Below are 20,315 nucleotides of genomic sequence, written 5' to 3'. Positions count from 1 at the left end.
TCGTCGATGGTCAGCGGGGGGTGAGCAGATCGGCGACCCGCACCGGTTGCCCGGTCTCGAAGGACCGGTTGGCGGCCAGGCCGGTGAGCAGGGCCAGCGCGCCGTCGTCGGCCGTCGCGGCGCGGCCCAGCGGATCGGGCTGGCCGCCCAGGAGCACCGCGGTCATCCGGGCGTCCGCGCCGCCGTGCCCGTGGCGGGTACGACCCTCGACGGGGATCTGCCGGGGCGGTTCCCAGAAGGGGCGCAGGGTGAGCGTCGCGCCGCCCCCTTCGGCCGGCGCCTCGACGCCGTGCAGCGCGGCGCCCTTGACCGCGCCCGCCGTGCCCCGGTCGACGAAGTCGTTCTCGGTCACCTCCAGTTCGAGGCGCCCCCGGCTGCCGTTGACCATCACCCGGTAACCCTCCCAGGGGGCGTACGCCGTGAGGTGGTAGGTCATCGTGGCGCCGGTGGAGTAGCGGGCGAGCACGGCCATGTCGTCCTCGATGCTCACGCCCGGGGCGAACACGTTGCGGTCGCGCTGGTAGCCGTCCTCGGCCTCGGCGTCGAGGTACAGCTCCCGCAGCCGGGGGTGGGCGTCCAGCCGCAACGCGAACGGGTCGTCGACGGCGGCGGGGGAGCCGTACGCCCGCTCGTAGTCGCGGGCGTAGCCGTGCCGGCGACCGGTCTCGCCGTAGAAGAACAGGCGGCCGGCGGCGTACACCTCGACCGGGGTGGCCCCCAGCCACCAGTTGACCAGGTCGAAGTGGTGGCTGGCCTTGTGCACCATCAGCCCGCCGGAGGTGGCCTTGTCGCGGTGCCAGCGGCGGAAGTAGTCGGCGCCGTGCCGCACGTCGAGCAGCCACTCGAAGTGCACCGAGCCGATCTCACCGACGGCGCCGTCGGCGAGCAGGCGCCGGACCTGCTCGTGCAGCGGGTTGTAGCGGTAGTTGAAGGCGACAGTCACCCGGCCGCCGGTCTCGGAAACCGCGTCCAGGATGCGCCGGCAGCGCGCGGCGTCGACGGTCATCGGCTTCTCGGTGACGACGTCCCGGCCGGCGCGCAGCGCGGCCACCACGTACTCGTCGTGGGTGACGTCCACGCTGGTCACCAGCACGACGTCGACCCGCTCCTTGTCCAGCATGGCCCGGAACTCACCGGCCGGGTACGTCGGCACCGGACGGTGACCCAGCTCGGCGAGCCAGCGGTTGTGCGCGTCCATCCGGGCCTGGTTGACGTCGGCGAAGGCGACCAGCTCGGTGGTGTCGGCGTGGTCGAGCACCAGGGCACGGACGAACATCTCGGCCCGTGCGCCGGTGCCCACGACGGCGTAGCGGACGCGGCCGTCGGATCTCGGTGACATGCGATCGCCCCCAGGTGATCCCTGCAAAGGTTTGCAGTGAAGTAACCACGATCAATGCGATGGCGTCAACGGCGACGCCGCAATCGGCGATAAATGTCCGTGTATGCGGCGTTGTATGTCACCACGGGGAGCGTCGACGCAACAGAACCGCAACCATTGACCGTTGACACTGGCGCAACCGTTTGCATTAATTGGCGGCACCCACGTGACCGTCGCCACATCGGACGAAGGGCCCGCCGTGCCAGTCACCATCCGGGACGTCGCCCGCGCCTCCGGGGTGCACATCTCCACCGTGTCCCGCACCTTCTCGGCCCCGCACCTGGTCAACCCCGAGACCCGGGTCCGGGTGCTGGCCTGCGCCGAGGACCTGGGCTACCGGCCGAACCGCGCCGCCCGGGCCCTGATCACCGGGCGGACGCACAACATCGGCCTGATCATCGCGGACATCGCGAACCCGTTCTTCCCGCCGCTGATCAAGGCGGCGGAGAGCCAGGCCCGCCATCGCGACTACCACGTCTTCGTGGCCGACACCAACGAGGACCCGACCGCCGAGGAGGAGCTGGTCCACGCGCTCGCCAAGCAGGTCGACGGGGTGCTGCTGTGCAGTCCGCGGATGAGCAACAGCCTGATCGAGCAGCTCAGCCGGGAGGTGCCGCTGGTGGTGGTGAACCGCCAGGTCACCGGCCTGCCGTGCGTCCTGATGGACGTCGGGCAGGGCGCCCGGGCGGCGATCGAGCACCTGATCGGTCTCGGTCACCGCGGCATCGCGTTGCTCGGCGGCCCCCGCAGCTCGTGGACCAACCGGGAGATGCGCCGCGCCGCAACCACCGCCGCCCGCAGCGGCGGCGTGGAGCTGACCGTGCTCGGCCCCAACGCGCCCACCGAGACCGGCGGCCTCGCCGTCGCCGACCAGGTGCGGCGCAGCGGCGTGACGGCAGTGCTCGCCTACAACGACCTGATGGCGATCGGCCTCATCGAGGGGCTGGACGCGCTCGGGGTCCGGGTGCCGCAGGAGGTGAGTGTCGTCGGGGTCGACGACATCGCCCTGAGTCGGCTCACCCGCCCCAAATTGACGACGGTGGCCACACCCACCGGGGCCGCTGGCCGGACGGCCGTCGACATGCTGCTGCAACAGGACATCGAGTCACCGCGCGGCGCGCGGGGGCCCGGTGCCGGCACGGCGCTCGGCGTCCGTCGTACCACCGCACAGGTAATGCTCCAGACCGACCTGGTCATCCGCGACTCGACCGGCCCGGGCCCGCACGCCCGACCGGCACGTCCCCTGGCCGCGCCGCCTGGCCCGGACCCGCATTGCCCTGCGGGCCCGGGCGTCCCGACCGCGGCCACCGGTGACGCCGTCGCCTCCTAATGCCGAGGAGTGAGCGCACATGCACCCCGCAACGCCCCCCACCACCGACACGTCCGTCGGGCGCCATCACGGTACCCCGGTGCCCCGGCGGCGACTCCTGCGCGGCCTGCTCGCCGCGACCGTCGCCGCGCCGCTGATGTTCGGCGCCGCGGCCTGCGGCGACGACGACGGCGCCGCCGATCCGAACGCCCCGGTCAAGCTCTCGATCTTCTGGTGGGGCGGCGACGCCCGCGCCAAGCTGACCGAGGACGCACTGGCCCTCTACACCAAGAAGCACCCGAACGTGACCTTCGAGAAGACCTGGCAGGCCAACCAGGGCTACTTCGACAAGCTCGCCACGCTCACCGCCGGCGGCAATCCGCCGGACCTGTTCCAGATCGACGACAACTACCTCGCCGAGTACGCGGCCCGCAGCACCACACTCGACCTGAAGAGCTACCAGGACTCCGGCAAGCTCGACGTCACCAAGTTCCCCAAGAGCCTGCTGGAGTACGGCGTGGTCGACGGCAAGCTGGCCGGGGTGGCCGCCGGGGAGAACACCCAGGGCCTGGTCTACAACAAGACCCTGCTGACCAAGCACAACCTGCCCGAGCCCACCACCGGGATGACCTGGGAGCAGCACATCGCCTGGGCCGCCCAGGTGTCGGAGAAGACCGGTGTGCCCGGCACGCAGGACCCGAGCGCCGACTACAAGGCGTACTGGATCTGGCTGCGCCAGCAGGGCAAGGACCTCTACAAGGGCAACGAGCTGGGCTTCGCGGCCGAGGACGTGACCGCGTGGTTCGACCTGTGGAAGGGCGCCCGGGACCGCAAGGCCACCCCGAGCGCCGACGTCATCCACGAGGGCAACTCCAGTGACGTCACCAAGCAGCTGGTGGTCACCGGCAAGGCCGGCACCAGTTGGGTCTGGGCCAACCAGATGCCCGACCTGAAGAAGAACACCAAGGACGAGCTGGGGGTCGTCGCCTATCCCGGTGACCCCAGCGCGCAGTGGGCCCGGGCCTCCATGTACTGGTCGGTGTTCAAGGGCAGCAAGAACAAGGACGTCGCGGTCGACGTGATCGACTTCTTGAACAACGACCAGGAGGCGGTCAAGCTGCTCGGCACCGACCGCGGCCTGCCGTCCAACCTGGACCTGCGCCGGGTGGTCAGCGACGACACCACCGACCCGGCGATGAAGCAGTCCATCGCTGTCGAGACCGAGCTGGCGCAGAAGTTCGGCCAGTCCCCGCAGGTGCCGATCAAGGGACACAGCAAGGTCAAGTCCGAGCTGGTCAAGGCTGCCGAGAACGTGCAGTACGGCCGGGCCACCTCCGCGCAGGCCGCTGCCCAGTTCGTCGAGGCGTGCAAGTCCGCCATCGCCTGACCGCCGCACGAGGCGAGGAGAGGAGCTGTTCGTGGCGTTGACCACGGCGCCCGACCCGACCCGACGCGGCCCCGGATCCGACCGGGCCCACGCCTCGCGGCGTGGGCCCGGCAGCATCCGGCACAGCGAAGGTCTGGCGGGGTACGTCTTCCTGTCGCCGTGGCTCATCGGCCTGATGGGTGTCACGGCGGTCCCCATGCTGCTGTCGCTCTACCTGAGCTTCACCAACTACGACATCCTCACCCCGTTCTCCGAGGTGGAGTGGGTGGGGTTCGCCAACTACGAGCGGATGTTCACCGCCGACCCGTCGTACTGGCACGCGGTGCGGGTCACCCTGACGTTCGCGCTGGTCGCGGTGCCGCTGAAGCTGGCCGCGGCGCTCGGCGTGGCGTTGCTGCTCAACCGTGCCTGGCGCGGCGTCGGCCTGTTCCGCGGGCTGTTCTACCTGCCGTCGCTGCTCGGCGGCAGCGTCGCGCTGGCCATCGTCTGGGTCAACATGTTCAACCGCGACGGCGCGTTCAACTCGCTGCTGAGCCTCGTCGGCATCACCGGCAGACCGTGGGTCAACGATCCCGACTGGGCCCTTCAGACGCTGATGGTGCTCGCCATCTGGCAGTTCGGCGCACCGATGGTGATCTTCCTGGCCGGGCTCAAGCAGGTGCCCACCGAGCTGTACGAGGCCGCCTCGGTCGACGGCGCCGGCAGGTTCCGCCAGTTCCGCAACGTCACGCTGCCGATGCTCTCCCCGGTCATCTTCTTCAACCTGGTGCTGGAGACGATCAACGGCTTTCAGGGCTTCACCGCCGCGTTCGTGCTCAGCAACGGCACCGGCGGCCCGGTCGACTCCACCCTCATGTACACGCTGAACCTCTACATCACCGGCTTCACCGACCTCAACATGGGCTACGCCTCGGCGATGGCCTGGGTGTTCCTGCTCGCCATCGCGGTCATCACCGCGATCTTCTTCAGCACCGGACGGTTCTGGGTGCACTACTCCGACGGGGAGGACCGGTGATGGTGGCGGTGAATCCGGCGGCCGACGTACCGACGCCTACCGCGCCGCCGACAGTCCGCCGGCGGCCCGGCGGCCGGTCCTTGCTGCGGCTGCTGATCCTGGTGGTGATCGTCGCCGTGGTGCTCTACCCGCTGATCTGGATGGTCGGCACATCGGTGAAGTCCCAGGAGGAGATCGTCAACAACATCGGGCTGCTGCCCGAGCGCTTCACCCCGGGCAACTACACCGCCGGGTGGTCCAACTTCGACGTCAGCTTCGGTCGGTTCTTCCTCAACAGCGCGATGGTCAGCCTGCTCACCGTCGTCGGCAACGGGCTGTCCTGCCTGCTGGCCGCGTACGCCTTCGCCCGGCTGCGGTTCCGACTGCGTGGCATGTGGTTCGCCGTCATGATCGGCACGCTGCTGCTGCCCCAGCACGTGCTGATCGTGCCGCAGTACATCCTGTTCCGGACGCTCGGGCTGGTCGGCGGCGACTGGCCGTACCTGCCGCTGCTCATCCCGCAGTTCCTGGCCACCGAGGCGTTCTTCGTCTTCCTCATGGTGCAGTTCATGCGCGGCGTCCCGCGCGAGCTGGACGAGGCGGCCCGGATCGACGGCGCCGGTCCGTACGGCATCTTCCGGCACATCATCCTGCCGCTGAGCCGTCCCGCGCTGGTCACGACCGCGATCTTCTCGTTCATCTGGACCTGGAACGACTTCTTCCGCCAGCTGGTCTTCCTGTCCCAGCTCCAGGACTACACCGTGCCGGTAGCGCTGACCCTGTTCATCGACTCGACCAGCCAGAGCGCGGTCGGGCCGATGTTCGCCATGTCGGTGCTGTCGCTGCTGCCGGTCTTCCTGTTCTTCGTCGCCTTCCAGCGGATGCTCGTCGAGGGGATCAACACCAGTGGCATCAAGGGCTGAACCGGTCGACGCCGTCGGGCGGCGGGACTGGCGCGACGTCGCCCGCGACGCCGCCGACCTCGCGCTGCTCGGCATCCTGCTGACCCTGGCGGCGGCGCCGGTGCTCACCGCCGCCGCGGCCGTCGGCACGGCCAGCGCGGCCGTGCACGACCTGACGCGTACCGGCAGCTGGCCGTCGGCGCGGACCACCGCGCGCCGGTTCGGCCGCGCGGTGCTGCCCGGCGTGCCGGTCGGTCTGCTCGCGCTCACCGTGGCCGGGCTGCTCGCCGCCGACCTGGCGGCGCTGGCCGCCGGCCGGGTGCCGGGCGGCCCGCCGACGCTGGCGGTGACCGCGCTGATCGCGGCCGGTCTGGCCGGGTACGCCGGGCTGGTCGTCGTCGAGGTGGGCGGCGACGGGGGCGGGCGGTGGCGGGTCGCGGCCCGCCGGGCCGCCCGCGCCTGCCTCGACGCGCCGATCCGCTGGGCCGCCCTCACCGGGGTGACCGCGCTGGCCGGGCTGCTCGCCGTCCTCGTCACGCCGGTCGCGGTGCCGATCCTCGCCGGCTACACCGTGGCCGCCCTGCACGCCGTCGCCGGCCGCCGACCGGCCCCCGCCGGTGTCGACGGCGCCCGGCCGGCTTGCGTCGGTGTCCACGGCGCCCGGCCGGCCCCCGCCGGGCCCCGGCCGGTCTCCGCCGCGCCGGAGCTGCCGTGAGCGCCGACCCCGCCGCCGGCGGCGGCGCGGCGGCCCGCACCGGCTCCGACCCCGCCGAGGAGCCGGCGCGGCTGCTGGTCGGCGGGACGGAGGTGGCCCGGTACGTGGTGGACCCGGCGCTGGACGCGCGGCACGGACCCCGGCCGTACCTGCACCCGGTACGCACCCTCGGCGGCACTGTGGTCACCGACGCGCTCCCCGCCGACCACGTGTGGCACCTCGGCGCGTCCCTCGCCGTGCAGGACGTCAACGGCACCAACCTCTGGGGCGGGCGCACCTACGTGCGCGGCGTCGGCTACACGTGGCGCGAGGACCACGGGCGGATCGCGCACGCCGGCTGGTCGCAGCGGTCCCCGGACCGGCTGGCCCACCGGCTGCAATGGCGCGACCCGGGCGGGGCGGTGCTGCTCGACGAGCGCCGCCACCTCGCCGCCGTCGGCCTGACCGGCACGGGGCCGGCGGGGGAGCTGCCGGCCTGGCGACTGGAGGTGGACTACACGCTCAGTGCCCCCGCTGGGCGGGACGTGCGGCTGGGCAGCCCGGCCACCAACGGTCGCCCCGGCGGGGCCGGGTACGGCGGGTTCTTCTGGCGGGCGGTGTCGGCCGAGCCCGCCAGGGTGTTCAGCGCCGGCGCGACGGGGGAGGAGGCCGTCAACGGTTCCGCCGAGCCGTGGGTCGCCCTCGTCGGCACCGGGGCGGGCGGTGGGGCGTACACCCTCGTCTTCGACGGTCTCGGCGACGGCGACCGATGGTTCGTGCGGACCGCGATGTATCCGGGGGTGGGGGTGGCCTTCGCGTTCGAGCGACAGGTGACCATCGCGGCCGGCGCGACACGGCGCGGCCGACACCGGGTCGTCGTCGCCGACGGTGCCCTGGACGTCGCCACCGCCGGTGCCCTGGTCCGATCGGCCGGGGGTCACCGCGTTCGGTAGGCAGCCGCGTGGTCAGGACCGGCCGGCCAGCTCGGCGACCGCCACCTGGTACGCGGCCTGCGTGTGGTAAGGCCAGTGCCGCTCGATCGGGGGCGGCACGGTGTCCGCCGGGTCGATGGTCAGGCTTCGGGGATCGCGGAGCCGGATGTCGACGTCGCCCGCCGCCGGGTCGACGCACACCGGTGGTGCGTCGTCGAAGATCGGCCCACCGATGGGATCGGTGTCCCGCCACAGGTTGCGCCACCGCCACCCGATCCGCTCACCCAGGTCGACGAGCGTCGGCGGTCCCAGGTACGCGGGATAGAGCCGGGCGTACGTGCGCCCCAGCGGCGATCCGTAGGTCAGCAACGAGACCCTGGCCAGCACGGCGGGCGGTAGCTGCAGGATTGTGGCGGCGGCGAGCACCGAGCCGTGGCTGTGCCCCGAGAGGACCACCGGGCCGGCCCGGGCCAGCCCGGTGACCCGTTTCGCCAGCTCCGGGACGGCGCGGGCGGCGTAGCAGGGCGGCGCGAAGGGGTGCACCGTACGCGGCCAGAAGGTGCCGAGGTCCCACAGCACCGCCACCAGCCGCCGGGTCTGGGACGACCGGTACGCGCGAAAACCGAGGATCAGGAGGCAGATCACCAGCAGGCTGATCACCCAGACACCGGCATCGGTCAGATACGCCACGACGAGCCCCGCCGCACCGCCCTCTGCACCGACGTGGGCGGCGAGCTGGGTGGGACCGATCCCGATCACGTCGAGGGCGACGGTGGCCAGGCCGAGTGTCGCGATCACCAGAAACGCGAGCAGCACCGGTCCCAGCTCCTCGGTGATCTGGGACCGGGCGATGGTCTCCCGGACCAGCCGCAGCCGGTGGGCGTCCTCGGGCGACGCGTCCGGGTAGTCCCGTTCGATGATGCTCGCGGCCAACCCGTGCCGCCGCCGACGGCTCAGCAGGAGGGTGGCCGAGGCGGCCGCCGCCCCGATCAGCAGCGCCGCGAGTCCGGCGAGCGCCGCCCACCAGTAGGCGACCGGCGGCTCCAGCGGGCCGACGACCGGCGCGTTGGGTCGCAGCGGGTCGGGGATGTCACCGTGGTCGAGGATGTCGGCGGTCCGGTAGACCAGGCTGGCGGTGAAGGCCGCGCCGATGCTCACCGCCGCCGCTGCCAGGATCGGGGTGCCGAGCCCGCGGAGGAAGGCGCGGTGGCGGCCGCCGCGTTGGCGGGCGTACGTGACGGCCGTCAGGACGATGAGCAGGACACCCTGCACCGCGACCACCCCGGCGGCGGCGCCCTCGTAGCCGGGCAGTTTGCCGGAACCGGACGGCCGCGCGCCGGCGAGCACGGCCGTACCGAGGCACAGCGCGGTCACCGCCACGACGACCGCCCACAGCGGCCGCAGCAGGCGCCGGCCCTGTGCCGTGCTCGTGGGCACGGGCCGGCCGAGCAGGACGACACAGAGCACGAGCAGCCCGACGGCGGCGACGAACTGCACGACGTGCCCGGGTGCGCCGGGGCCGCCCGGCGAGATGCCCGCGAGCAGGCTGACGTCCAGGGTGCCGACGCCGAGCGCGATGTGGATCTGACGCAGCCATCCGATCGTCCGCTCGTCGTTCCAGAAACCGGCGTCGTCGAGATCGTCGGTCCCGCTGGTGGTGTGCTGGGCGGACGACGGGCCGAATCCCTCGAACGCCCGCGTGGACCGGGTGCCGATCGCCCAGACGACCTGCAGCGCGATCAGTGGGACGACCGACAGCAGGGCCAGCCGCGGGCCGGACGGCAGCGCGTAGAGCCAGGCCAGGTAGGGACGGCCGGCGCGGCAACCGGGGTACGGGACGCACTGCCAGCCGACCAGATCCAGGGTGACGCCGACGATCGCCAACACGAAGGTGACGGTGAGGGTGCCGGCGAGCAGGCGGCACAGTATGCCGAGCAGTCCCCACCGGTCCCGGCCGGGCGGCCGCATCCAGATCGCCAGGTTGCTCAGCATGAACGGCAGCAACAGCAGCATCGAGGCCGTCCGGACGGCGGCGCCGGCGGTCAGGGACCCCCAGCGGTACGCCTCGACGGCAACCCCGGCGGCGGCGCCCACGGCGGCGCCGCTGCCGCTGCGTGGTCGGAAGAAGCCCGCGTGCCGGTCCCCTGCGACGCGGACCACCATCGGGTGGTCGAGGATCCGTTCCGCGCTCACCCCGGAGATGCCGTGCACGCGCAGCTCCACCGCGTCGCGCGCCGGCGTCGGATCCACGCCGTCAGGGTCACAGACAATTCACCGGCGCGCTGGCGATACCGCGAACGTCAGCGGGTGGGCAGGGCGGCGGTCACCCGCACGGACTTGACGATGGCGGGGATGGAGCCGATCAGCAGCACCAGACCCCAGACGATGGCCACGATGGCGAAGATCAGCGCCCCCACGTCGTCGAGGATGCTCACCACGATGACCGGGACGAGCCGGTGCAGGAACTCCAGCACGACGGTGCAGAGCAGCGTGGTGAGCGCCAGCAGCACGAGGCCCTTGTTCTGGGCGAACCGTGGCTGGGCGAGCAGCAGCAGCACCGCCCAGACCAGCTTCAGCAGCAGCGCCAGGCCCAGCAGCAGGCTCGCGTCGCCGACCGGGAAGAAGCCCCACAGCGCCAGGTACGCCAGGGTGCCGAACGGCACGGCCAGGAACAGCGACACCATGATGGTCAGCTCCACGAAGGCGATGATCAGCAGCACGAGCGAGCCCAGGATGAGCAGGATCGAGAAGATCAGCGTCGCCACACCCTGGATGCGGCCCTGCACCCGTTCGGGCACGACCAGGCTCAGGCAGAACAGGCCCGTGGTCCACAGCGCCACCACGTCGATCAGCGCCAGGTAGCTCGTACCCCGCCCGGAGGGCTCGCTGATCCCGCCGGCGTCCACCTCCACGCCGAGGTCCGCCGCGCCGGCCAGCAGCGCGCCGGTGGCGTCCCCACCCCCGGTGAGCAGTGACGATCCGACCTCGACGAGGACCACAAGCGTGACCGCGACAAGCGCGAGCAGCAGGAAGGGCTTGCGCAGGTCACCCATGTCGGGCCTCCTCGCGGTCGTGCCGGCCGGCGGGCGCGGGATCGGGCCCGACCGGTGGGCGGGTCAGTCGGCGGCGACGGTGACCGTGCATCCGACACCTCCCGGGCAGCTCAGCAGCACGGTGACCGCACGGTCGACGGCGATCCGGGCGACCGCGTCGCCGCCGTCGTCCGGCTCGACCTCGGAGCGCACGGTGAGGTCGGCGTCGCCGGGCGCCGGAGCGCGCACCACGAACGGGCGACCGCTGCGCAGCACCAGCGTCCGCAGCTCGCCCGGGTCGGCGACCCGCACCGCGCAGCCGCCGACGAAGCTGAGCACGTCACCGGTGCGGTCGCAGTCGGCCTGCACTGTCGCCGGGTCGACGCCCGTGCTCGCGCCGGCGAGGCGGCCCAGCCGCTCGACGACCCCCGGCGGGTCGTCCGCGCGGCCCTGCTCGCCGCCCAAGGCGCCGACGGCGAGGACGAAGAACGCCACCAGCAGCGCCGCCACGGTCACCAGCAGCACCTTCTGCCGACCGCTCATCGCTGCGCGACCGCCCCGGTCACCTCGGTGAACCGGATCTGGTCCACGCCCGCGAAGTACCTGTCGAAGCCCTGCGTCTTGCCCACCGCCACCAGCGTGAGCGTGTGCCGACCCGGCCCGAGCCGGACGGTGCCCACGTCGGTGAAGTCCTGCAGGACGACCTTCGGCGTGAAGCCGAAGAAGGTGCCGCCGAGCTGCGCGCCGTCGACCTGCCAGATCGTGTTGGCGTAGTCGAACGAGGTGGTGCGCGTGGTGGAGAACCGCCAGAGGGCGTCCGCCGGCAGCTCGACTGTGACGCTCACCCGGTCACCGGGCGCCAGGCCGGTGAAGAACAGCTGCTTGTCGCCCGACCAGGTCACGTCGCAGCAGTTCGGCTGCGCCCCGACCGCCGCGGCCGTCTTCGCCGGGGAGTCGATCCGAGCGCCGTCGACCAGACTCTCGGCCTCCACCGTCACGACCCGTGGCGTGCCCGGCGCGGGTGTGCCGTCGGGTCGGGTCAGCAGGTAGCCGACCACGCCGGCGACCACGAGGACCAGCGCCGCAGCGGCGGCGATCCACAGCCACGGCGTCCGCTTCGGCGCGGCGACCGCCCGGACCTCGTACGTCACCCGGCCGCTGGAGCGCGAGCTCTCCTCCGGCGCGGTGTTCGCCGAGTACGCGAACCCGGTCATGTCGTAGCGGCGCGGCGCGGTGCCCGCCGGTACGGCGAGGCGGACCAGGAAGGACACCGAGCCCTGCCCGGGGACCACCCGCTGCGGTTCGGTGACCGTGAACCAGGCCCGCTGGCTGCCCTCGCCGGGTGCCACGTCGAAGACGACGGTGTCCGGCGCCAGGCCCGGGTTGGAGACGGTGAAGGTCAGCTCGCCGTGGTTGGCGGCATCCAGGGTGAACTGCGACGCGGCGGCGACGACGGCCCATTCGGTGGTCATGACGGCTCCTCTGCGGACGGTGCCGCGCTCGGCGGGGTCGGTGGCGACGAAGCGGCGACGACGATCTCGGCGGTGGTCGACGCGGGCTTCTCCGCCTCGACGATTCGGGTGATCACGGCGAGTTGACCGGCGGCGGCCGCCGGCACCCGCACCACGATGTGAAAGGGCCGCTCGTCGGGTTCGTCGATGACGAATCCCGGCAACCCGGTGGCCAGCTCCAGGGCTCGGCGCATCCCGTACGGGGTGCCGCGCCACCGGGCCAGCAACGCGCCGTTGGCCACCAGGTCGCGCAGTCGGCCCACCGGCAGCGGCAGTGGGGCGTCCGGTCGGGGCGAGGCCACCACGTGGTCCATCGCCACCCAACGGGTCAACCGCACGACCAGGTGGTCGGGCGCCCGGTACGGGTCGAACAGGGCGTCCACCTCGGCGAGGATCGCCTCGTCCGGGGCGTGCAGCCCCTCCATGACGTCCAGCAGCGCCCAGAGCACGCTGCCCGGCACGCACGCCCGCTGGTAGGCGGCGGGCAGCAGCCGCTCAATCGCCGAGCGTCGCATCCTGGCGCACCACCTCGATGTCGTGCTCGCCGGAGCAGAGCAGCCACGTGTCCGGGACGGTCACCACGTCGGCGGTGGCCTGGTTGGCGCTGGCAGTCCAGTTGACGGCGTCGGCACTGCGGTACACGCCGCGTTCACCGCAGGCCAGGACCAGTCGGTCGTCCGCCGTGGGACCGTTCGCGCCGAGGGTCGCCGGGCCGCTCACGGCGACGGCGTCCACCGGCACGAACCGGGTCCGGTCGCGCAGCGGCAGCCCGCAGTTGACCGACACCGACTGCCACTGCGGCTGGGCCGCGAGGGTGTCCAGCCGCAGCACCCCACCGCTCTGCGTGGCGGCGAGGACCTGCGATCCGGCGAACGCCAGGTCCCGGCAGGTCCCGCCGATCCAGCCGCTCTGCACGGTCTGCCACTGCACGTCGGACTCGAACAGCCGGGTGCGGTGGCAGCCCTGGCCGGGCTTCTTCGGGTCCGGCTCGCCGGCGCCGCTCCACAGCAGGGTGGCCGGGCCGTCGTACTGCACCGCGAGGACCCGGTTGTCCACGTTGGAGAGGCCGACGTGCGCGAAGCTGCCCGGGCGGCCACCGGCGGTGGACAGGTACACCCCGAAGCCGGCCTGCGCGGCGACCGCCACACCTGGGGCGCCCCGCTCGGAGACGAACGCGCGTACGGCGTAGAAGCCCCGGTCGGCGTCGGACGGATCCACGAGGATCTGCAGCGGCACCGCGCCGGGCAGCAGCGACACCTCGTACAGGCCGGTGTCGGTCGCCACCAGCAGCGCGCCGGCGCCGTCGCGGTCCAGCCACGCCACGTCCGAGATGCGCGAGTCCAGGTCGGTCAGCAGCGACCACGTCTCACCCAGGTCGGTGCTCAGGTGCACCCGGGAGCCGCCCGAGGCGCGCAGCGTCACCACGGCCACCGATCCGGGCCGCGCGACGATGCCCGGTCGCACCGGCGCGGGAGCGGGCGCCACCCGCAGCACCGTCTCGTCGTCGAACCGGCCGGCCGGCTCCCAGCCGGCGCCGGAGTTGCTGGAGCGGAACAGCACCGGGCCGCGCCCGGCGTACCAGGTGCGCGGCTGGTACGCATCGACGGCGAGCGCGCGCACGTCGGCGTCTGGGGCCTCGTCGACGACGAACCGCACCGACTCGACGTAGCGCACGCCCGGCTCGGCGTGCTCCAGCAACCGGTACACGTTGGACGCGCGCAGCGGCTCACCGAACGGCCAGCCGGTCGGGTTGAGCGCGGTGGGCAGCGGGCTGAGCGTCTGGTGCAGCCGGTCGTGGATGCGTCGCCGGACCGCGTCCACGTCCTCCTCCCGGCGCACCACCACCCGGGCCCGCACCGACACCGCCTTGAACCGGGCCCAGGTGGCCCGCGAGCGGGTGCCGACCATCCGGCGCTGTTCCAGGTCCGTCTCGACGCGGTGGCGGGCCTCGGGCACCTCGTGCTCGCGCAGCACCGCCACCGGCAGTCGGCCGCCCGGGCGGGCCGTCGGCGGCACGTACGGCACCAGCACCACCTCGACCTCACCGGGTCGGGCGAAGCTGTAGACGGCCGAGCGGGTGAACGCGCGGGCCCGCGCCACCGCGCCGGAGCTGGTGGCCAGCACCTCGAAGTCGCGGGCGGTGACGGCGCGCTGCTGGGCGAAGAACTCGTACGGGCCGCGCAGCAGCACCGATTCCAGCGCCTCCATCTCCCGGCCGCCGGCCGCGGGCGCGGGGTTGTCGACCCGTACCCCGGGCAGTGGATCGCGCAGGCTGGTGAGGGTGCCGGCCGCCACGTTGCCGGTGGGACCGCCGCCGGAGCGGTACCAGAGCCGGACCTGTCGCCCGGCCGGGGGCACCGCCGCCACCGTCACCGCCCCGGCGGGCCCGGCTGCCTCGCCCGCGCCGGCGGGCGGTCGCAGGTCGAGGGCCGGAGCGAACGTGACGGTCCCCGAGCAGCGGTCGACGAGGTACGACTTGGCCTGCGGGCCGAGCCCGGCGAAGCTGTCCACCGGCTGCCAGATCTCGAACGTGCGGCCGTCGTGCTCGCGGGCTGCCACCCCCAGCTCCACCGAGCCGGCCGGCACCTCCACCCCGAGCAGCAGGTCCAGCGGCTCGCCGGTGTGGGCCAGGGGAGCGTGCGCCGCCCGGAGCACCTGGCCCGGCTGGCCGGTGCCGACACCCAGCAGCTCCGCCTCGACGGGCTCGCAGTGGTGCATCCGTACCGTCACCGACGTCTCCCCGGCGGCCAGCACTGCCGGTTCGGTGGTGACGAACAGGACCGGTCGGGGATCGGCGCCGCGCGCCGCCGCGACCCGCAGGCCGGCCGGGATCCGCACCGCGCCCCGGTCGGTGCCGGCGCGGGTGAACACGACGTCCGCCCAGGCCGCGGTGGGCGCGTGCCGCGCCACCCCGAGCAGGTTCAGAAACGAGACGTACGCCTTCTCCGGCAACTGGTTCAGCCGGTAGATCATCACCTCGGTGAGGTGTGCGAACGCCTCCACCAGTGCCATGCCCGGGTCGTGCGCCGACAGGTCGGTCCAGGCGGGGCAGGATTGTCGGATCTGCTCGCGGGCCTCGGTGACGAGGTCGAGGAACCCACGGTCGTCCAGGTGCGGCACGGGCAGGGTCATGACTGTTCTCCCGGTTCGTCGTCGGCGGGGAGCAGATCCACGGAGAACACCAGCTGCCCGGGCGTCAGGCTGGCCCGCACCCGGTAGTCCAGCCGGATCACCAGCCGCCACGCGTCGTCCGGGTCCGGTCCGGCGTCCACATCGATCACCTCGACCCGGGGCTCCCAGCGGGCGATGGCCTGCCGGACGTAGTGGATGGCCAGCCCGGCCGTCGTGTCGTCGTTGGGCGCGAAGACCAGCCGGTGCAGCCGGGAGCCGTACCCGGGTCGCATCAGCCGTTCGCCAGGCGTCGTGGACAACAACAGAAACAGCGCCTGGCGTACGCTCTCGTCGCCCTCGGTCATGGCCAGGCCGCCGGCAGCGGTGAGCGCCAGCCCGCCGCCCCGACCGGCGTCGAAGCCCGCGCCGACGAAACGGAACGCCCTCATCGGTCCGCCCCCAGGAACCGCTGCCGGGGATCGCGGACGGTGTGGTGGACCATCCCCGGTGGTGTGCCGTCGGTGAACCCCTCGAGGTGTGACAGCACCACCCGGTGGCCGTCGACGCGCAGCCAGTCGCTGTAGCCGACCCGGACGGTCAACGTGTTCGTGCACGGCTTGACGGTCGGGCCGTAGTTCGGACAGGCCTTGATGGTGCGGCCCTGCGGGTCGTCGTCCACCAGCACCGGCACGGCCGTGACGGTCACCCAGAGCTGCGAGGGCTGGTTCTCGACCCGGCCGTCGTGGTCGCAGGTGATCACCGAGTCGCGGTGGATCCAGCGCATCAGCCGCCTCCTTCGTGATGGGCGCGGGCGAGCGAACGGGCCTGCTGCGCCGCGGTGCTCGCGTCCTCGGGCGCGTCGGCGTGCAGGAAGTCCACGCTGCGGGCGCGGATCACCATGGCCCGGCCCGGCGCGGAGATCACCAGGTCGCTCGCCGCGTGCAGGGTGGCCAGGTCGGGGGTGAGCTCCAGCCAACTGCCGCCCTCGGTGGCGAGGCGCAGGCTGCGCTGGACGTCGTCGACGACTATCGACTGCCCGCCGGCGGTGCGCAGCGACCAGCGGCGGGACCTCCCGTCGTCGACACCCGCGTCGTACGGCTCGACGGCGCCGAACAGCGAGCCGAGCACGATGCCCGAGGCGGGCTCGCCGCCGGGCAGCACCACGAGCACTGTGTCGTCTGGATCGGGGAGCGCCACCAGGCCCTTGCCGCGGCCGGCACCGGGACAGAGCACACCGAGCCAGCCGGCGTCCAGATCCCCGTACGCCGGCAGGGTCAGCCGCACCCGACCCAACCCGTCGGGGTCGGTCACGTCGGTGACGGTGCCCAGGGTGACCACCGCCGGGCCCGCCGCCGTGGGGGCGGGAGCCGGTGGCACTGTGGAGAACCGGGTCAGGTGCCCGTCGCCGTCCACGGTGTGCACCACCTCGGTCAGCACGTACGCCCCCGCGAGGGGGTCGGGCACACCGGTCAAATCGATCCGCCGGCCGGGCCGCAGCGCCGGATCACCCTCGGCCAGCCCTTCGGCGGTGGCCAGCGCGGCGGCGCGCAGGTCCAGTCGTGCCTGGGCCAGGGCCGCCAACTCGTCGTCGCTGCGTCCGGGCTGGTCGACGGCGGTGCGGACCCCGTCCGCCCCGACGTCGGCCGGGTCCGGCCGGTCGCCGGCCGGTCGACCGCAGCGCGCCTCGTCGGCCTGCTGGCTGATCGGCTCGGCCCGCTGCGGGTGCCAACCCAGCGCGGCGCTGGCACCGCTGGCCTGGTCCGCGTTGGTGGACAGCCGCAGGGTGTGCACACCCGCGCCCAGGGCCAGCGCGACGGGCTCCCCGTAGCCGGCGAGGGTGATCAGCCGGACGTCGTCGCCGTCGGCGGCCAGGTGCAGTCCGGCCCGGCCGGTGACCTCCCGGAGCAGCTCCAGGTCGCTGTGCCGGTGCTGGAGCAGCCGTTCCAGTCGCGGTCCGTCGCTGTCCGCCGTCACGGTCAGGCCCACCTCGCCGCACAGCTCACGGGCCAGCTCGGCCGCCGTCACCGAGGTGAAGACCCGCAGGTCCTGGCGCTTGCGCAGGCGGTGCAGCGCGTCGTACGCCCGCAGGCGCAGCACTGCCGCGCCGTCGGCGGCGTACTCGACCTCCACGGCGGTGACCTCGCCGGTGAACAGCGCGTCGGGGTGGTCGGCGAGCCGTACGTCGACTGTCGTGCCGGGCCGCGCCGCCGGGTCGAGAGCGCCGGCCCCTGCGGCGGTGGCGAGCACCAGCTCGGCCTGGGTCGGCTGGTCGAGCCGGGCGGCCACCCGCAGCGAGCGGATCCGCTGGCGGGCCGTGGCGTCCAGTTCCACGCCGTCCAGCAGAACTGTCAGCGCGCGGGGCGCGACGCTGGTCATGGCGTACTCCCCGGGCCGGTGCCGGGCGGCGTGCCGTCCGGGTTGGTGCTGGCGGTCGCCGTGCCGGTCGGCGTGGCCCAGCTCGCGGTGGCGATCGAGGCGCCCACGTACGACGCGCCGGCGCCCACCGCGCCGGCCACCGCCCGCGCCATCGAGGCCAGCGTCGACTCCGACCCGCCACCGCCCGGCGCGCTGCTGGGGACCGCGAGCGTCGTGCCGGCGGGCACCTGGAGGGGGTCGGTGATCCGGTTGTGCTCGGCCAGCAACCGCCACCGCAGCGGCGACCCGAGCGCGTCGTTGGCCAGCAGGTCGAAGCGCACCCCGGAGTTGCCCGGCTCGGCGGCGCCGTCACCGGCGGCGACCACGGCGCTGCCCGGGGAGGCGGTCGGGGTGCTCACCGCGGCCAGCTCCTCGGCGAATCCCGCCTGTGCCTGGTCGGCGGTTTCGGCGGCCCGGACCAGCTTCAGCCGCAGCCACGAGCGCCGGGGCGAGCCCGTACCGGTGAACGCGTCGAACCGTTCGGCCACCGCGATGATCACGCCGGGCACGTTCCAGGTCTTGCCCCAGACCAGCCGGACCAGCGGCGGGCGCAGCCACCCGTGCTCGGCGGTGGAGTTCTCGGCAAGCATCCACAGTGGCCGGGTGAGCACCCGGACGTCGGTGGGGCGGACCTGGGCCTGGACGAAGTCGACGTCGAACAGCAGGTCGAGCACCAGCTCCGTACGGCCGCCGCCGGTGAAGACCAGCGGGTCGTCGGCCAGTCCGGCCCCGGTGAGCTGCCCGCCGCCCGCGCCCCGATGGCGTACCCCGGCGAGCCGGGTCACCTGCACGGTCTCCGGGTTGAGCAGGCAGTCCACCCGCTCCCCGGAGGAGTCGATGAGGAAGGCGACACGTTCCATCAGCCGCCCGCCTGTTCCCGATCCAGGCGGTCCACGTGGCGGGCGTCGAGCGCCGCCGGGGGGACCGTCCACAGCGGAGTGTCGTCCGGTAGCTCCGGCCACGGGTCGACGGCCGTGGACGCCGGGCCGACCGGCAGTTGCGCGGCACTCGGCTCGCGCTGATCGCGGTGGCCGCGGTCGTCGTGCCGGTGGTCGGGCTCGCCGTGCTGCGTGGCCCGTACGCCACCCAGCGGTGCGCGTTCGTCCGGGAGGGCGGGCCACAACCCGCTGCCCGCGCCGCCCGCCGTCACCCCGTCGACGGCGGTGGGCGCGGTGGTGATCCGTGGTGGGAAGGTGCCCCTGGAGGGGCCGAGGTCCTTCGCGATCCCGGGCGGGGAGCCGCGCCGGGTGGGCGGGGCGGCGGGCACGCCTGCCCGGGTCGGGTCGGGTGCGTCGGTGGTCGTGGTGTCCCGTCGTAGCGGTCCCGCCGGTGCGGCGGGCGTGACCGCCGTGGTCGCCGCGCCCCGCGACGATGACTGAGGCGCGGGCCATGCCTCCAGGATCCGGCCGGACAGGCGCCGATTCGCCGGTGGGGACGCCGTCGGCACGTCGTGCCCGCCCGGCAGGTGGGTGGCGTCGGAACCGCCGCTCGTGCCGGCGCGGCCGATCCCCGAGCCGCCGGGTCGAGCGCCGAGGCCGGAGTCGTCGGGCACCCGCCCCGACCCACCGGCCCGGCCCGCCTGCCGCGATCCGTCCGGCCCCACCGCACCCGTCCGCCCGCGGGCACCCGTCCCGCCGGGGCGGTATGCCTCGCCCGTCCGGGCGGTGCCAGCTGTCCGGCCGAGGCCGGCGGCCCTGCTGAGGCCGTGGCCCTCGGGTGCGCCGGGACCGTCCACCGTCCTCGGGTCGTCCGTCGCCCCGCGGTCGTCCGCCGTATCGGCTGCCCGGCTGCCGGCAGCGTCGTCGGGCTGGGCGGCCGGGCCGCGAACGCGGCGACCGGTCCGCCCGGCGACACGCCGGTACGTCTTCCAGGCGGAGCCGGCTCCTTCGTCGATCTCGTGAGCCGGAGTGGACGATGGCAGGCCACCGTCTCGCCTGTCGTCGCCGCCCGGCGTCCGCTCGACGCCGGTGGGGGTCGCGTCGAGGTCCAGTTCGCGCAGCAGGCCGGGGGCGTGTGCCGCGACCAGGTTCAGCCAGTGCGCGGGCGGCTCCCCGAGACGGCGCGGCACCTCCGCCGGAGGCGCCGCAGGTGCGCCGGTGTTCTCCACCAGGCCGGCGAGGCGGTGCACCGCGCCGGCCGCCGAGCGGAGCCGACCGGCCAGCCAGCTACGCGGGCGTCGGCGCGGCGGCACCGCCGGTCTCCAACTCCAGGCCCTCGTAGCGCAGCGTCAGCGACGCGATGGCGATCTCGTGGCCGACCGTGTTGAGGTGCGCCCCGCGCCACCGGGTGGGCCACGCGTCGATCAGGTTCCAGCGCAGCACCTCGGCGGTGCCCGCGGAGTCCAGCAGCACCACCGACACGTTGCGGCGGTTGAGGGTGCCCTGGGCGGTGGCGTTCACCCAGTCCCACAGCTCGCGGGACGCGGTGAGGCCGAAGTGCAGGGTCACCGGCTCGTACTCGGCCTGGCCGGGGACCATCCGCGTCGGTCCGGGGCCGTGCTCGCGGTACGGCTGCCCGGGGATGTTCACCTCCAGCCCGCTCATCTCGGTGAAGTGGCCGTTGGTGACGCCGTTGATGAGGAGCCGGAAGTTGTACGCCCGGTACGGGTCGACCGGGGCGCCCGGCTGCGGGGTGGCTGTGGTGGGCATGT

Annotated in this window: 19 protein-coding genes; 6 read left to right on the top strand and 13 right to left on the bottom strand. The window is 73.6% G+C overall.

Annotated elements, in window-relative coordinates:
* Positions 1 to 10: 10 nt before the first annotated feature.
* A complete protein-coding gene (locus tag AB0B39_RS08555) occupies positions 11 to 1,339 on the bottom strand; it encodes a Gfo/Idh/MocA family oxidoreductase (RefSeq protein ID WP_357573877.1) in 1,329 nt (442 codons plus the stop codon).
* Positions 1,340 to 1,577: 238 nt separating this feature from the next.
* Between AB0B39_RS08555 and AB0B39_RS08550 the strand changes: the two genes are divergently transcribed.
* Genes AB0B39_RS08550 through AB0B39_RS08525 form a run of 6 tightly spaced genes read left to right on the top strand, consistent with a single transcriptional unit; the run spans position 1,578 to position 7,617 of the window.
* On the top strand, positions 1,578 to 2,708 hold the full coding sequence (locus AB0B39_RS08550) for a LacI family DNA-binding transcriptional regulator (RefSeq protein WP_357497102.1): 1,131 nt from the start codon (positions 1,578 to 1,580) through the stop codon (positions 2,706 to 2,708).
* A 19-nt stretch (positions 2,709 to 2,727) separates the two neighbouring features.
* Positions 2,728 to 4,074 carry an extracellular solute-binding protein gene (locus tag AB0B39_RS08545; protein ID WP_234590843.1) on the top strand — a complete coding sequence of 449 codons (1,347 nt, stop codon included), beginning with the start codon at positions 2,728 to 2,730 and terminating at the stop codon, positions 4,072 to 4,074.
* Between the two features lie 31 nt (positions 4,075 to 4,105).
* Positions 4,106 to 5,089 (top strand): sugar ABC transporter permease, encoded by a 984-nt coding sequence (locus AB0B39_RS08540; RefSeq protein ID WP_357497100.1) that lies wholly within the window; start codon positions 4,106 to 4,108, stop codon positions 5,087 to 5,089.
* Positions 5,089 to 5,991, top strand: coding sequence for a carbohydrate ABC transporter permease (locus tag AB0B39_RS08535; protein ID WP_357573876.1), 903 nt, complete (start codon positions 5,089 to 5,091; stop codon positions 5,989 to 5,991). Before AB0B39_RS08540 ends, AB0B39_RS08535 begins: the two co-directional genes overlap by 1 nt.
* Positions 5,975 to 6,685 (top strand): hypothetical protein, encoded by a 711-nt coding sequence (locus tag AB0B39_RS08530; protein WP_357573875.1) that lies wholly within the window; start codon positions 5,975 to 5,977, stop codon positions 6,683 to 6,685. Before AB0B39_RS08535 ends, AB0B39_RS08530 begins: the two co-directional genes overlap by 17 nt.
* Positions 6,682 to 7,617 (top strand): PmoA family protein, encoded by a 936-nt coding sequence (locus AB0B39_RS08525; RefSeq protein ID WP_357573874.1) that lies wholly within the window; start codon positions 6,682 to 6,684, stop codon positions 7,615 to 7,617. The genes AB0B39_RS08530 and AB0B39_RS08525 overlap by 4 nt, the downstream gene beginning before the upstream one ends.
* 12 nt (positions 7,618 to 7,629) lie before the next feature.
* Here AB0B39_RS08525 and AB0B39_RS08520 read toward each other — a convergent pair whose 3' ends face one another.
* The 12 genes from AB0B39_RS08520 to AB0B39_RS08465 form a co-directional block, all read right to left on the bottom strand.
* On the bottom strand, positions 7,630 to 9,846 hold the full coding sequence (locus tag AB0B39_RS08520; RefSeq protein ID WP_357573873.1) for a hypothetical protein: 2,217 nt from the start codon (positions 9,844 to 9,846) through the stop codon (positions 7,630 to 7,632).
* Between the two features lie 50 nt (positions 9,847 to 9,896).
* The gene (locus AB0B39_RS08515) at positions 9,897 to 10,649 is read right to left on the bottom strand and encodes a hypothetical protein (RefSeq protein WP_357497090.1); all 753 of its coding nucleotides are present in this window, start codon (positions 10,647 to 10,649) and stop codon (positions 9,897 to 9,899) included.
* A gap of 63 nt (positions 10,650 to 10,712) precedes the next feature.
* Positions 10,713 to 11,171, bottom strand: a complete 459-nt coding sequence (locus AB0B39_RS08510; RefSeq protein ID WP_357497089.1) for a hypothetical protein — start codon at positions 11,169 to 11,171, stop codon at positions 10,713 to 10,715.
* Entirely contained in the window at positions 11,168 to 12,100 is a 933-nt protein-coding gene (locus AB0B39_RS08505) for a hypothetical protein (protein WP_357573872.1), read from the bottom strand. Before AB0B39_RS08505 ends, AB0B39_RS08510 begins: the two co-directional genes overlap by 4 nt.
* On the bottom strand, positions 12,097 to 12,654 hold the full coding sequence (locus AB0B39_RS08500) for a phage tail protein (RefSeq protein WP_357497085.1): 558 nt from the start codon (positions 12,652 to 12,654) through the stop codon (positions 12,097 to 12,099). Before AB0B39_RS08500 ends, AB0B39_RS08505 begins: the two co-directional genes overlap by 4 nt.
* A complete protein-coding gene (locus tag AB0B39_RS08495; protein ID WP_357573871.1) occupies positions 12,635 to 15,271 on the bottom strand; it encodes a putative baseplate assembly protein in 2,637 nt (878 codons plus the stop codon). The genes AB0B39_RS08500 and AB0B39_RS08495 overlap by 20 nt, the downstream gene beginning before the upstream one ends.
* Positions 15,268 to 15,699, bottom strand: a complete 432-nt coding sequence (locus AB0B39_RS08490; protein WP_357497081.1) for a GPW/gp25 family protein — start codon at positions 15,697 to 15,699, stop codon at positions 15,268 to 15,270. Before AB0B39_RS08490 ends, AB0B39_RS08495 begins: the two co-directional genes overlap by 4 nt.
* Positions 15,696 to 16,034, bottom strand: a complete 339-nt coding sequence (locus AB0B39_RS08485; RefSeq protein ID WP_357497079.1) for a hypothetical protein — start codon at positions 16,032 to 16,034, stop codon at positions 15,696 to 15,698. The genes AB0B39_RS08490 and AB0B39_RS08485 overlap by 4 nt, the downstream gene beginning before the upstream one ends.
* Complete coding sequence (locus AB0B39_RS08480; RefSeq protein ID WP_357573870.1) at positions 16,034 to 17,626, bottom strand: contractile injection system protein, VgrG/Pvc8 family; 1,593 nt, start codon at positions 17,624 to 17,626, stop codon at positions 16,034 to 16,036. Before AB0B39_RS08480 ends, AB0B39_RS08485 begins: the two co-directional genes overlap by 1 nt.
* Positions 17,623 to 18,525, bottom strand: coding sequence for a hypothetical protein (locus AB0B39_RS08475; RefSeq protein ID WP_357573869.1), 903 nt, complete (start codon positions 18,523 to 18,525; stop codon positions 17,623 to 17,625). The genes AB0B39_RS08480 and AB0B39_RS08475 overlap by 4 nt, the downstream gene beginning before the upstream one ends.
* Positions 18,525 to 19,856, bottom strand: a complete 1,332-nt coding sequence (locus tag AB0B39_RS08470; RefSeq protein ID WP_357573868.1) for a hypothetical protein — start codon at positions 19,854 to 19,856, stop codon at positions 18,525 to 18,527. Before AB0B39_RS08470 ends, AB0B39_RS08475 begins: the two co-directional genes overlap by 1 nt.
* Positions 19,831 to 20,313, bottom strand: coding sequence for a phage tail protein (locus AB0B39_RS08465; RefSeq protein WP_234589447.1), 483 nt, complete (start codon positions 20,311 to 20,313; stop codon positions 19,831 to 19,833). Before AB0B39_RS08465 ends, AB0B39_RS08470 begins: the two co-directional genes overlap by 26 nt.
* Between the last annotated feature and the right edge of the window lie 2 nt (positions 20,314 to 20,315).

The organism is Micromonospora sp. NPDC049114, assembly GCF_040648635.1.
In the GTDB taxonomy this organism is placed as follows: domain Bacteria; phylum Actinomycetota; class Actinomycetes; order Mycobacteriales; family Micromonosporaceae; genus Micromonospora.
This window is presented reverse-complemented; position numbering and strand designations above follow the sequence as displayed.